13 protein-coding genes are annotated in these 11,686 nt (G+C 66.7%); 5 read left to right on the top strand and 8 right to left on the bottom strand.

The genetic code is table 11. The features are described 5' to 3' along the window. Positions 1–17: 17 nt before the first annotated feature. Positions 18–1,487 (top strand): aldehyde dehydrogenase family protein, encoded by a 1,470-nt coding sequence (locus DIE12_RS03030; RefSeq protein ID WP_124519857.1) that lies wholly within the window; start codon positions 18–20, stop codon positions 1,485–1,487. A gap of 36 nt (positions 1,488–1,523) precedes the next feature. Continuing rightward, positions 1,524–2,744, top strand: coding sequence for a M20 aminoacylase family protein (locus DIE12_RS03035; protein ID WP_409364381.1), 1,221 nt, complete (start codon positions 1,524–1,526; stop codon positions 2,742–2,744). A 319-nt stretch (positions 2,745–3,063) separates the two neighbouring features. Here DIE12_RS03035 and DIE12_RS03040 read toward each other — a convergent pair whose 3' ends face one another. Beyond that, entirely contained in the window at positions 3,064–3,363 is a 300-nt protein-coding gene (locus DIE12_RS03040; RefSeq protein ID WP_044844263.1) for a hypothetical protein, read from the bottom strand. A gap of 686 nt (positions 3,364–4,049) precedes the next feature. Next, positions 4,050–4,196 (bottom strand): DUF3096 domain-containing protein, encoded by a 147-nt coding sequence (locus DIE12_RS03045; protein WP_082088472.1) that lies wholly within the window; start codon positions 4,194–4,196, stop codon positions 4,050–4,052. Positions 4,197–4,431: 235 nt separating this feature from the next. Here DIE12_RS03045 and DIE12_RS03050 point away from each other — a divergent pair, with 235 nt between their 5' ends. After that, entirely contained in the window at positions 4,432–4,608 is a 177-nt protein-coding gene (locus tag DIE12_RS03050) for a CsbD family protein (RefSeq protein ID WP_124519856.1), read from the top strand. 49 nt (positions 4,609–4,657) lie between these two features. Here DIE12_RS03050 and DIE12_RS03055 read toward each other — a convergent pair whose 3' ends face one another. Both DIE12_RS03055 and DIE12_RS03060 read right to left on the bottom strand, forming a co-directional pair. Next, entirely contained in the window at positions 4,658–5,041 is a 384-nt protein-coding gene (locus DIE12_RS03055; RefSeq protein ID WP_124519855.1) for a type II toxin-antitoxin system VapC family toxin, read from the bottom strand. Beyond that, positions 5,038–5,244 carry a type II toxin-antitoxin system VapB family antitoxin gene (locus tag DIE12_RS03060; protein ID WP_124519954.1) on the bottom strand — a complete coding sequence of 69 codons (207 nt, stop codon included), beginning with the start codon at positions 5,242–5,244 and terminating at the stop codon, positions 5,038–5,040. The genes DIE12_RS03055 and DIE12_RS03060 overlap by 4 nt, the downstream gene beginning before the upstream one ends. Before the next feature lie 363 nt (positions 5,245–5,607). Between DIE12_RS03060 and DIE12_RS03065 the strand changes: the two genes are divergently transcribed. Both DIE12_RS03065 and DIE12_RS03070 read left to right on the top strand, forming a co-directional pair. Beyond that, positions 5,608–6,975: an MmgE/PrpD family protein gene (locus DIE12_RS03065; RefSeq protein ID WP_124519854.1), complete on the top strand. Its 1,368-nt coding sequence runs from the start codon at positions 5,608–5,610 to the stop codon at positions 6,973–6,975. Beyond that, positions 6,972–8,303 (top strand): LLM class flavin-dependent oxidoreductase, encoded by a 1,332-nt coding sequence (locus DIE12_RS03070; RefSeq protein ID WP_124519853.1) that lies wholly within the window; start codon positions 6,972–6,974, stop codon positions 8,301–8,303. The genes DIE12_RS03065 and DIE12_RS03070 overlap by 4 nt, the downstream gene beginning before the upstream one ends. A gap of 1 nt (position 8,304) precedes the next feature. Here the strand turns inward: DIE12_RS03070 and DIE12_RS03075 are convergent, their stop codons facing one another. The 4 genes from DIE12_RS03075 to DIE12_RS03090 are packed head-to-tail and all read right to left on the bottom strand — an operon-like array spanning position 8,305 to position 11,479. Next, entirely contained in the window at positions 8,305–9,144 is an 840-nt protein-coding gene (locus DIE12_RS03075; RefSeq protein ID WP_124519852.1) for an amino acid ABC transporter ATP-binding protein, read from the bottom strand. Continuing rightward, positions 9,131–9,916 (bottom strand): amino acid ABC transporter permease, encoded by a 786-nt coding sequence (locus tag DIE12_RS03080; RefSeq protein WP_124551068.1) that lies wholly within the window; start codon positions 9,914–9,916, stop codon positions 9,131–9,133. Before DIE12_RS03080 ends, DIE12_RS03075 begins: the two co-directional genes overlap by 14 nt. Then, complete coding sequence (locus DIE12_RS03085) at positions 9,906–10,640, bottom strand: amino acid ABC transporter permease (protein ID WP_124519851.1); 735 nt, start codon at positions 10,638–10,640, stop codon at positions 9,906–9,908. Before DIE12_RS03085 ends, DIE12_RS03080 begins: the two co-directional genes overlap by 11 nt. After that, the gene (locus tag DIE12_RS03090) at positions 10,637–11,479 is read right to left on the bottom strand and encodes a transporter substrate-binding domain-containing protein (protein ID WP_124519850.1); all 843 of its coding nucleotides are present in this window, start codon (positions 11,477–11,479) and stop codon (positions 10,637–10,639) included. Before DIE12_RS03090 ends, DIE12_RS03085 begins: the two co-directional genes overlap by 4 nt. Positions 11,480–11,686 lie beyond the last annotated feature (207 nt).

Below are 11,686 nucleotides of genomic sequence, written 5' to 3' on the forward strand. Positions count from 1 at the left end.
TTCAAGGACACCCCGCAATGCATTCACCCATCGATTCACCGGTTCGTCACCTGATGGAAGCCGGCAGGCTGGAGCGCTTCTTCATCGACGGCGACTGGGTCTTGCCTGACGGCGGCGACCGGTTCGCGGTCGTCAGCCCGTCCACCGAAGACACGCTGTGCGAGATCCCGCTCGGCAATGCACGCGACGCCGACCGCGCGGTGCAGGCCGCGCGCAACGCTTTCGAGCGCTGGGCCGCGACATCGCCGCAGCAACGCGCCGCACTGCTCGACCGCGTTCACGCGTTGATGCTGGAGCGTGCCGAACGGTTCGCGCTCGCGCTCGCGATGGAAATGGGCGCGCCGATCAATTACGCGCGCGGCGCCCATGTGCCGCTCGCGGCCGAACATATCCGGGTCGCGCGCGACAATCTGGCCAGTTATCCGTTCCGGACACTGCGCGGGACGACCGCGATCGTGCGCGAGCCGATCGGCGTCTGCGCGCTGATCACACCGTGGAACTGGCCGATCTATCAAATCACGGCGAAGGTCGGCCCGGCGCTCGCGGCAGGCTGCACGGTGGTGTTGAAACCCAGCGAGCTGTCGCCGCTCAGCGCGTTGCTGTTTGCCGAAGTGATCGCCGATGCGGGCGTGCCCGCCGGCGTGTTCAACCTGGTGAGCGGCAGCGGAACCGAAGTGGGCGCGGCGCTCGCGTCGCACCCGGAGGTCGACATGGTATCGATCACCGGCTCGACGCGTGCCGGCGTGCTGGTCGCGCAGGCCGCGGCGCCGACCGTCAAGCGCGTCGCGCAGGAGCTTGGCGGCAAGTCGCCGAACATCGTATTGCCCGATGCGGACCTGGCGCGCGCCATCGCGCCGGGCGTTGCCGCCGCCTTCCGCAACATGGGCCAGTCGTGCAGCGCGCCGACCCGGATGATCGTGCCGCGCAGCGTGCTGGGCCGCGTCGAGGCGCTGGCCGTCGCGGCAACGCAGCAGCTGGTCGTCGGCGATCCGTTCGCCGACACGACGACGCATGGTCCGCTGGCCAATCGCGCGCAGTTCGGCCGGGTCGCGCAGATGATCGACGCGGGCCTCGACGAACGGGCGAAACTGATCGCCGGCGGCCCCGGGCGGCCGGCGGGATTCGACCGCGGCTTTTATGCGCGGCCAACCGTGTTTTCCGACGTCCACACCGACATGACGATCGCGCAGCAGGAGATCTTCGGTCCGGTCCTCGCGATCCTGCCTTACGATACCGTCGACGAGGCCGTCGCCATCGCGAACGACACGGTCTATGGGCTCGGCGCACATGTGCAGGGCACCGACAAGGAACGCGTGCGCGCGGTGGCCGCGCGCCTGCGCTCGGGTCAGGTCCATCTGAACTACCCGGCGTGGGATCCTCAGGCACCGTTCGGCGGGTACAAGCAGTCGGGCAACGGCCGCGAGTACGGGATCGAAGGGATGGAGGAGTACATGGAGGTCAAGTCGATCGTGGGTTTTGGCGATTGACGCAGCCGCTGCGCGCGAGCGCGGCCGCAGTACAGAATGGAAGCCGTCTACTTTCCGAAGGTGCCGACATTGGATAACCCCGACCTCCCCGAGACGTCCCTGAAAGCCCATTGCGCACACTGGGCGACCTTGCGTCGCGACCTGCATGCGCATCCCGAGTTGCGGTTCGAGGAATACAGGACGGCCGACGTCGTCGCCCGCGAGCTTGAAGATCTCGGCTATGCGGTGTCGCGCGGGCTGGGCGGCACGGGCGTCGTCGCGAGCCTGCCGGGTGCGGACCCGGGCCGCGGAATCGTGCTCCGCGCGGACCTGGATGCGTTGCCGATCCAGGAGGCCAACGACTTCGCCCACGCATCGGGCGCGCAAGGCATCATGCATGCGTGCGGGCATGACGGGCATACCGTCATGCTGCTCGGCGCCGCGCGCATCCTGAAAGACCTGCCGCAGTTGCCGGGCACCGTGCATTTCGTGTTTCAGCCCGGGGAAGAGGGCGGCGCGGGCGCGCGCAAGATGATCGACGACGGGCTGTTCGAGCAATGTCCGACGCAAGCCGTGTTCGGCATGCACAACTGGCCCGGTTTGCCGGCCGGGCAGTTCGGGTTGCGCACCGGCGCCATCATGGCGGCCGGCTGCCGATTCAGGATCACGGTGACGGGCAAGGGCGCGCATGCGGCGCAGCCGCACCTGGGCATCGACCCCGTGCCGCTCGCCTGTTCGATGGTGCTGCAGTGTCAGACCATTGCAGCGCGGCACAAGGATCCGGTGGACCCCGCCGTCATTTCCGTCTGCATGTTCCATGCGGGCACGACGGACAACGTCATTCCGGACAGCGCCGAGTTGCGCGGGACGATCCGCACGCTGTCGTCGGCACTGCAGCAACAGTTGCAGCGCGACGTCCGGCTCGTGTGCGAAGGGCTGGCCGCGGCTTATGGTGCGCACGTCGACATCGAGTTCTTTCAGTACTATCCGGCGACGGTCAACACGCCGGCCGAGACCGCACTCTGCGAAGCTGTGATTCGCGACACGTTCGGCGACGAGCGGCTTCACCCCGACGTGCCGCCGAACATGACGTCCGAAGACTTCGGCTTCATGCTGGAGGAGCGCCCGGGCGCGTACGTGCTGATCGGCAACGCGCCGGCGGGAGCGGCCGCGCCGGCGCTGCATCACCCGACGTACGATTTCAACGACGACATCATTCCGGCCGGCGTTCGCTACTGGGTCGCCCTGGCACAGCGTTACTTCACGCGATCGTCGTGAGTGTGTGCCGCAATGGCGGGCGACGTCGGATCCAATCCGGCTGATACCGCGCGATTCGCAGGCGCTCGTGCCGCGGAGACTCGAATATCGTCGGTCCGAGGTTGCCGCGAAACGCGCGAGACAGGCACTTTCGTGCATGCCGACCACGCGCGCCACTTGCTCGACCTTCGGCAGGTCGTTCAGCGAACGCGATGGACGACGAATCGCCGTGCGCACGAACCAGAACTGAAATGGTCCGAAGCGATCAGGCAAGTCCGTGCGCAAGCAACGAGCGTGTCAAGCCGGAGAGGTCTCCGCAGTTTCCGGTGGCCCGTCTTCACTATTCACGATATTCGTGTTCGTGCATGTGTTCATGCTCGTGCTCGTGTTCGCGCCACGGATCACGTTCACGTGGATGACGATGCATCCACGCCTCGTGCTCCCAGTAACGATGGCCGTCCCAGTAGCGGTCGCCGTGCATGCCAATCGTGACCGACACACCCGGCGCCGGGGCGGGCTCCTCGTACCTCGGTGGCGGTACGACGTAGGTTTGCGCGAAGGCCGTGCCGGCCGCGACGAGCGCGCCGCCTGCCACGAGTGTCGCCAGAATTCGGCGGTTTGCAATGGTCATGGGCTTCATAGCGCTGTCCTCCATTCAATACCCGAGACCGCGCACGATTCGTTCCCAAACGGAGCGGCGGCGCTTCGTTGCTATGTCAACCACGCCACCCGCGTCGCTTCGCAGCCAGCACCCATCCGGCGGCACGCACGACGTCATCGTCGCTGCGGATTTGACATGCAATCGCTTCGAGGCACAGTGCGACACTTAAAGGGAAGGAGTGCAGAGCATGATGACGCGAAGCGTACGCACACGCGGACAAGGTATACGGCGCACTCGTCATTTCGGTTCCGATCCGACAAAGGAACACTTACATCGGATTGAAACGAAATGGAGGGAAACGGGGAAAAGTCTGACCAGGGGGAATCGAATTTGCGATCGAGGGGCGTGAAAATCCCCCGTTCCTGCCATGCCGATGTCGGGTCGAATTCGCTTCGATCCGAAGGGCCGGCCCTGCGCGGCCTTGCGGGAAGACGTGCGCACTTGTCGGCATCACGGTTCTCCGCACCAGGCCGCCGGCGCAGAGGCGGCGAATCATAGCATCGAGGAAGGACGCGCGATTCGTCGTTCTCCCGCTCACTCATCCATATGCAGACGGCATAGGTGTTGCTCATTGCGCTGGCGGTGTTCGCAGCCGCGGACCGACGCATGGCGTCACGATGGAGCTGATGCGCGTCCGTAACCGGCTATCTCGTGCTCATGTCAATTCAATGGATACGTCCGCCGAACAGACCGAGCAGCCCGATGATGATCAGGTAGAGCGCAACGATGTAATTCAGCAGGCGCGGTACCACGAGGATGAGAATGCCGGCGATCAGCGAAACCAGCGGGCCGGCGCTAGTGACGATATTCATGCTTCCTCCGCAAGATTGGCAACGAGTGGCCACAGCCTGCCTTGCCTCCGGCACCCGTTACAGACGCGCGAGCCTGGCGAGCGTCCAGCCTTCGACCGTCAACTCGCTGGTCACAAGCGCGAACGCTTCAGGCGACGCAAGCGCCGTGCCTGCACCGACGTTTCCATCGCGATTCGCTCAGCGTGCCGGACGGGCATTCGCAGTTCCCGCATCCGTCAGTTTCAAGGAGCAACTCATGAACAAAGATCAGGTAAAGGGCCGCCTCAGGGAAGCAAAGGGCAAACTGAAGGAGCTGGTTGGCAAGGTCGTGGGAAATCCAACGGACAGATTGACGGGCAAGGCCGAACAGATCGTCGGCAAGACACAGGCATCATTCGGCGATGCGAAGGAGCGACTCAAGAAGCGGCAATAGAGCCTGACGTGGGAGACATCGAACTGGAAGCCATAGGCACTGGCTTCGCTCAATGCAGGTCAGGCGGTAAGTAATGAACCCCGAATTGCTCCGCCAGTTGGGCGAGCCGCCGATCGCGCGTCCAGAGCCACGTGCTCGGGGTCAACAGCACCGACGCCAGCAGCGTGCAATCCACTGCGCCGCATCCGCGCCCATACAGCCGTTCCCGCTCGATCCAGTCCGCTACTTCGGCTGGCGTCGCGAGCCGCGTTTGGCGCAATAACGCGAGATCTCCCAGCGTTCGGGCCCGCGGTTCGGGGGGCGTCCCGCACGTCAGCTCGAGTATCACCAATGGATGCGTCAAGACGTCATCGACACGCAGCAGCTGGACAAGCGCTGGTAGCGGTCGCCGGAAATGCTCGACCCAGACCGATGTGTCGATCAGAACGCTCATCGGGTAGCCGCCTCCGGGTTACGGCGTGGCACATCCGGCATGTCCGGGGCGCGACCGCCAAGCGCGGCTAGGCGTTGTCCGGCCTGAACACGCACGAACGTTTCGAGTGCAGCCCGGAACAGCTCGGCCGGCGGCATGCCCGGCTCGGCGAGTTCGAGGGCGCGCGCATAGAGCGCGTCGTCGACGGTAACAGTAGTACGCATGATGACTCCTTTGATGCCTTTATGCATCAATTTTAGCATCAATTCGGCAGCGGTCCAGTCGTTGATAAAAACGCCATGCCAGAATTTTTCACTTTCAACCGCGGCAGTTTTGTGGGCCCGGGCCCGGGTCAGTCCGCCGAAAACTCGCTCACACGACGGCAGTGTTAACCGGGAGCCGCTCATCGGAGCGAACTCGTCGACCTCCGTTCAAGCAACGCTGAATACGCGATATCGAAAGCTCGAATACTTGGTTGGGCACGCAAGGATGCTTCGCTAGTATCCAACGCTCCCATGCGAGCAGGAACCGGAAGGTTCCCGGTTGCGCCGCCCGTTGCGGCATTTCGCGACTTTCCAACGGCTGACATGTCTCCCCACTTGAATCCCGACGGCACGGCCGGCGACGTCTCGCGCCGGCTGGCCGCAGCGATCGCGTGCGCCGAGCCCGCGCGCAATCCGCCCGCCATCGCTGCCGCGCGGCGCGGCCTGCTCGACTTCGTTGCCGCCGCGTTCGCCGGCGCTCGCGACAACGGTTACCGCAAGCTGCTGGCGGCGTGCGGTCGGGATTCGACCGGCGCCGCAGCGGTGATCGGCAGCGCGATACCGGCGTCGCCGCAACATGCCGCGCTGCTCAACGGCTATGCAGGCCATGCGCTCGATTACGACGACGTGCACAGCAGCGTGCGCGGCCATCCCGGCACCGTACTGCTGCCGGCGTTGCTCGCGCTCGCGCAGGTGCGCGCACGCAGCGCGCTCGAACTGCTCGACGCCTACGTCGTCGGCGTCGAGACGATGGCGCGGGTCGGTCTCGCGCTCGGCAGCCGCCACTACGAACTCGGTTTCCACAACACCGCGACGCTCGGCACGCTCGGCGCGGCCGCCGCCGCGGCGCGTCTGGCCGGGCTCGATGCGGCGGCCACCGAAAACGCGCTCGGCATCGCCGCGACGCAATCGGCCGGGCTGCGCCTGCAGTTCGGCAGCGAGATCAAGCCGTTGCACGCGGGCCTTGCCGCGCGCGCGGGGCTGTTCGCCGTGGCGCTCGCCGAGGCCGGATTGACCGGCGCACCGGGCGCACTCGACGGCCCGGAAGGATTCTTCGCCGTGTTCGGCGGCGGCGCGTCGCAGCCGGCGCGCGTGCTGGCCGACTGGGGCGCGCCGTGGCAGATCGTGTCGCCCGGCCTGTACTTCAAGCCGTGGCCGTGCTGCACGGCAACCCATTACGCCGTGCAGGCCGCGCTCGATCTGCGCGAGCGCCACCGCATCGCGCCGGCGGACATCGAGGGCATCGTGATCACGTTCCCGCCGGGCGGCGACACGCCGCTGTCGGACCGACTGCCGGCCACCGGCCTCGAAGCGCGCTTCAGCGTGGAATACGCGGTGGCCGCCGCACTGACGGACGGGCCGCCCGGCGTCGCGACGTTCGCCGACGTGCCCGTGCGCGACGACCTGATCGCGCTCGCCGCACGCGTGACGCGGCGCCACGATGCCGCGGCGCCGCGCGCGTCGACCGATCCCGCCACGCGCTTCTCGGTCGTCGAGATTGCGCTGCGCAACGGCGACACGCTTCGGCAACGCACCGAACGCCTCGTCGGTGCCGACGACCTTGCCGCGAAGTTCGCGGACGCGACCGCCCACGATCCCGCACTCGCGTTCGTCCCGGAACTGATCGATACGATGCGAAGCACGGCCGATCTTGCCCGACTTTTCCACACCTTTACGTCGCTTCAATCATGAGCACCGAACGCAGCACACCTTCCCGCCGCCAGATGCGCCTCGGGTTGTTCCTCCAGGGCGCAGGACACCACGTCGCCGGCTGGCGCCATCCCGATGCCGAATCCGGCAGCGAGAACTTCGATCTGCTGCGCCGCGTCGTGCAGACCGCCGAGCGCGCGAAGTTCGACATGGTCTTCCTGGCCGACGGCTTGACGAGCGGCCCCGACGCGCATCCGTCGATGGCGATGCGCTTCGAGCCGCTGAGCCTGCTGTCGGCGCTCGCGATGCATACGCGGCACATCGGCCTTGCGGCGACCGCGTCCACGACGTACAGCGAGCCTTACCATATCGCGCGCGCGTTCGCATCGCTCGACCACCTGAGCGGCGGCCGCGCGGCATGGAACGTCGTGACGACTTCGTATGACCGCACCGCCGCGAATTTCACGCGCGGCAATCATCCGGATCACGCGCAGCGCTACGAGATGGCCGGCGAATTCGTCGATGTCGTGAAGGGGCTGTGGGACAGCTGGGACGACGACGCGCTCGTCAGGGACAAGGCGCGCGGCGTGTATTTCGACCCGGCGAAGGTGCACACGCTCGATCACGCCGGACGCTTCTTCAACGTGAGGGGGCCGCTCAACGCGTCGCGCTCGCCGCAGGGCCATCCGGTCGTGATTCAGGCCGGCTCGTCGGGCCCCGGCCAGGAGCTTGCCGCGCGTACCGCGGAAGTCGTGTTCACCGCGCAGCAGACGCTCGAGGAAGCGCAGGCCTTCTATCGCGACCTGAAGGGTCGGCTCGCGGCATACGGCCGCGCCGAGGACGCGCTTGCCGTGATGCCGGGCGTATTTCCGGTGATCGGCCGCACCGAGCAGGAGGCCAAGGACAAGTATGCGCAGCTCCAGCAATGGACGGATACGTCGGGCGCGCTGACGCTGCTGTCCGACCGTCTCGGCCACGACGTGTCGAAGTATCCGCTCGACGGCCCGCTGCCCGACCTGCCCGAATCCGATCAGCTGAAGAGCCGCGCGAAGCTGCTTACCGATCTCGCGCGCCGCGAGAACCTTACGCTGCGCGAACTCTACTATCTCGTCGCCGGCGCGCGCGGGCACCGGATCGTGTGGGGCACGCCGACGCAGGTCGCCGACGCGCTCGAGGAATGGTTCGACGGCGGCGCCGCGGACGGCTTCAACATCATGCCGCCGTATTTCCCGGGCGGACTCGACGATTTCGTCGCGCATGTCGTGCCGGAACTGCAACGGCGCGGCCTGTTCCGCACCGAATACGAAGGCACGACGCTGCGCGACCATCTCGGGCTCGCGCGCCCGCCGAGCCGCTACGCAGCGCGCTGAGTCAGACCGCGAAGCGCGTCAGGTCGAGTGCGATCGGCGCGCTGTCGCGGCTTGCGTGCGGGCTGCCGGCCGGACCGAGCGTATGCGCGAGGAAGGCCCGCGTGCGCGGGCTTTGCGGCGCGCGGAACAGCTGCGTGGCCGACCCGTGCTCGACGATCACGCCCGCCTCGGTGAAATAGACGACGTCGCTGATTTCCTCGGCGAAGCGCATCTCGTGCGTGACGAGCACGCAGGTCATGCCGTCGCGCACGAGATCGCGAATCACCGACAGCACGTCGCCGACGGTTTCCGGATCGAGCGCGGACGTCACTTCGTCGAACAGGATCAGGTCGGGCTGCATCGCGAGCGCGCGGGCGATCGCGACGCGCTGCTGCTGGCCGCCCGACAGCTCGCCGGGGTAGGCGTGCGCCTTGTCCGCGAGACGCACGCGTTCGAGCAGCGCGTGTGCGGTGCGCACCGCATCGTTGCGATCGCGGCCGAGAATCCGGACCGGGGCGACCACGAGGTTGTCGAGCACGCTCAGGTGCGGAAACAGGTTGTATTGCTGGAACACGAAGCCGACCCGCTTGCGCAGCGCGATTTCGTCGCGCTCCGATGCGAGCAGGTCGACGCGCGTGCCGTCGACCTCGATCAGGCCGCGCTGCGGCCGCAACAGCCCGGTGATGCAACGCAGGATCGTCGATTTGCCGGAGCCGGACGGGCCGATGATGGACACCGCCTGGCCGCGGTGCACGTCGAGATCGATGCCGCGCAGCACGGGCGTCGTGCCGTAGGACAGGTGCACGTCGCGCAGGCGGACGAGCGGCTCGTCCGCGCCGCGCGGAGTTTCAGTGGAATGCATGACGTCTTTCGAGAAGGCGGGTGAAACGGGCGATCGGGTAGCAGTACGCGAAAAACAGGCCGAGTACCGTGAAATAGACGACGACGGTGAAGTCGGCTCGCGCGACGGTGTTGCTCGCGACCTGCGCGGTGTCGAGCAGGTCGTGCACGCCGACCAGCGACGCGAGCGCGGTGGCCATCGCGATGCTCGCATACAGGTTCATCCACGGCGGCAGCATGCGGCGTACGCATTGCGGCAGGATGATCCAGCGGAACACTTGCGCGCGGCTGAACGCGAGCGAGCGTGCGGCGTCCCACTGCGCGTGCGGAATCGACTGGATCGCGCCGCGGAAGATTTCCGCGAAGTTCGCGCTCGCGGGCAGCGCGAGGCCGAGCGTTACCTTGAACCAGTCCGGAAACGGCAGCGACGCATGGCCGAACCTGATTTCGAACGGGAACACGTAGGTCGAAAAATAGATCAGCACGAGCAGCGGCGCGTTGCGGAACAACTGCACGTACGCGCGCGCCAGCACGCGCGCGATGCCGAGCCGCGACAGCGTCAGCGGGCCGAGTACGAGGCCGGCGAGCGTGCCGATCGGGATCGCGATCGCGCTGATGCCGATGTTGACCAGCATCGCCTTGCCGAGCGCCGGCAGCCATGTGGCGAGCGCGACGAGGGTCGGGTGACGGCGGCCCGCGACGGCCAGCGCGACGACGGCCAGCGCGGCCAGGGTTGCCGCGACGGCGCGCCATCGCACGAGGCGCGCGGGCTGCGCGTGCATGTCAATGGCCATAGCCGGGTATCCTCAGGCGGTGTTCCAGCCAACGTCCCGCGAGGTTGACCGTGAACGTGAGCGCGCCGAAGAAAAGCAGGATCAGGATCATCAACTCGAGCACATTGTCGCGTTGCGTCCAGATCATGATCGACGCATAGGTGACGTCGCCGACGGCGATCGCCGAGGCGACCGTCGTCATCTTCACGAGGTCGACCAGGTTGTTGACGAGCGCGGGCAGCGCGAAGCGTATCGCGAGCGGCAGCTGCACGTGCCAGAGCCGCTGGCGGCGGCTGTAGCCGAGCGACTGCGCGGCCTCGAGCGTTGCGCGCGGTACCGCTTCGAGGCCGGCGCGCAGCGCTTCCGCATGGAACGCGCCCTTGTGCAGCGAGATCACGATGACGCTCCAGATGAACGGCGTCAGCGGATTGCCGCCCAGATTGCGCAGTGCGGCGCTGATCAGCATGTTGACGACGAGGAATGCACAGAACAATTGCACGAGCGTCGGCGTGTTGCGGGTGACCTCGACGAATGCGCGCGCGGGGCGCGCGAGCGCCCCGCTCGGCGACACCAGCAGCGCGGCGAGCACGACGCCGCAGGCGAGGCTGCCGACCGCGGTCGCGATCGACAGTTCGAGCGTCACGCCCATCCCGTGTACGAACGACGCGCGTTCGTCCGCGGCGAGCACGAAGCTGTAATCGAGGCCGAGCTTGCGGAGCGCATCGACGGCGGCGGCCACCGTCATGTGCGCTGCGCCTTGAGCTTCGTGTGCAGGTCGAGCACGGCTTGCGACGGCGTCATGCCGTTCTTGCGCTCGACGTCGAGCAACCAGCCGCTGCGGTGCCAATCCTGAACGATCCGGTCGAGCGCGCCCTGCGTGTCGGTCTCGCCCTTGCGGATCCAGATCACCGCCGGCGACGGAATCAGGTCGGTCGACAGCGGCGTCGTGTAGTCCTTCCAGTCGGGGTTGCGCGCGACGAGCATGCGCAACGTCGGCGCGACGTGCACGGCGGCCACGCAGTTGTTGCCGCGAAGTGCGAGCAGCGATTCCGGCTGGCCGCGGAAGGCCTTCACCTGCGCGCCGTATTCCGTCGCGAGCGGCTTCGTGTAGTTGCTGCCTTGCGACACGCAGACCGGCTTGCCGCGCAAGTCGGCCCAGGACTTGATACCGCTGTCCTTGCGCGCGATCAGCGCGCCGCCGATGGATTCGAACGGCGTCGGCGCATACGACAGTATCTCCGCGCGCTCCGTCGTCAGCTCCATGTTGGCGATCAGCGCGTCGACCTTGCCCTGCTGCAGGAACTGCACGCGGTTCGACGGCTGAACCGGTGTCAGCTCGACGTCGACACCGAGTCGTTTCGCGACGTCGTTCGCCAGATCGACGTTGAAGCCGACCGGCTTTTGCGTCGCGGGATCGAGCGAGCCGAACGGCGGGCCCGACAGGATCACGCCGATCGTGATCGTGTGACGTTGATGGATGCGATCGAGCGTGCTGTCCGCGCGGGCGACGCCGGAAAAAACGGAAAGGAGGGCGGCGACGCACAGCGCGTGGCCCGACGTAGTGCGAAACGATCTGCTGAACATGGGAAAGAGGAACGTTGTTTGAGCGACGCGGGGCGGCGCATCGCGCGCCCGGTTGTCGGGAGCTGGTATTTTCGGGATGTGGAACGCATCCAAGAACCAAGAAATTCTCATACCGTTATCTGGTCCTTAGATTTACGCAGAGGAAGGCGACGCTCTAGCGCCTGGAATGGCGATGTGGCGGAGGGTTTATGCAGGTTACCCACTCCG

It is taken from the genome of Burkholderia sp. Bp9015 (assembly GCF_003853505.1).
Classification (GTDB): Bacteria; Pseudomonadota; Gammaproteobacteria; order Burkholderiales; family Burkholderiaceae; genus Burkholderia.

What these genes read in the sequence shown, in the direction of transcription:
- DIE12_RS03030 (WP_124519857.1), top strand. Translation starts at nt 18, where the DNA reads ATGCATTCACCCATCGATTCACCGGTTCGTCACCTGATGGAAGCCGGC.
- DIE12_RS03070 (WP_124519853.1), top strand. Translation starts at nt 6,972, where the DNA reads ATGAGCACCGAACGCAGCACACCTTCCCGCCGCCAGATGCGCCTCGGG.
- DIE12_RS03080 (WP_124551068.1), bottom strand. Translation starts at nt 9,916, where the DNA reads ATGGCCATTGACATGCACGCGCAGCCCGCGCGCCTCGTGCGATGGCGC.
- DIE12_RS03065 (WP_124519854.1), top strand. Translation starts at nt 5,608, where the DNA reads ATGTCTCCCCACTTGAATCCCGACGGCACGGCCGGCGACGTCTCGCGC.
- DIE12_RS03045 (WP_082088472.1), bottom strand. Translation starts at nt 4,196, where the DNA reads ATGAATATCGTCACTAGCGCCGGCCCGCTGGTTTCGCTGATCGCCGGC.
- DIE12_RS03085 (WP_124519851.1), bottom strand. Translation starts at nt 10,640, where the DNA reads ATGACGGTGGCCGCCGCCGTCGATGCGCTCCGCAAGCTCGGCCTCGAT.
- DIE12_RS03040 (WP_044844263.1), bottom strand. Translation starts at nt 3,363, where the DNA reads ATGAAGCCCATGACCATTGCAAACCGCCGAATTCTGGCGACACTCGTG.
- DIE12_RS03090 (WP_124519850.1), bottom strand. Translation starts at nt 11,479, where the DNA reads ATGTTCAGCAGATCGTTTCGCACTACGTCGGGCCACGCGCTGTGCGTC.
- DIE12_RS03035 (WP_409364381.1), top strand. Translation starts at nt 1,524, where the DNA reads ATGGAAGCCGTCTACTTTCCGAAGGTGCCGACATTGGATAACCCCGAC.
- DIE12_RS03050 (WP_124519856.1), top strand. Translation starts at nt 4,432, where the DNA reads ATGAACAAAGATCAGGTAAAGGGCCGCCTCAGGGAAGCAAAGGGCAAA.
- DIE12_RS03060 (WP_124519954.1), bottom strand. Translation starts at nt 5,244, where the DNA reads ATGCGTACTACTGTTACCGTCGACGACGCGCTCTATGCGCGCGCCCTC.
- DIE12_RS03075 (WP_124519852.1), bottom strand. Translation starts at nt 9,144, where the DNA reads ATGCATTCCACTGAAACTCCGCGCGGCGCGGACGAGCCGCTCGTCCGC.
- DIE12_RS03055 (WP_124519855.1), bottom strand. Translation starts at nt 5,041, where the DNA reads ATGAGCGTTCTGATCGACACATCGGTCTGGGTCGAGCATTTCCGGCGA.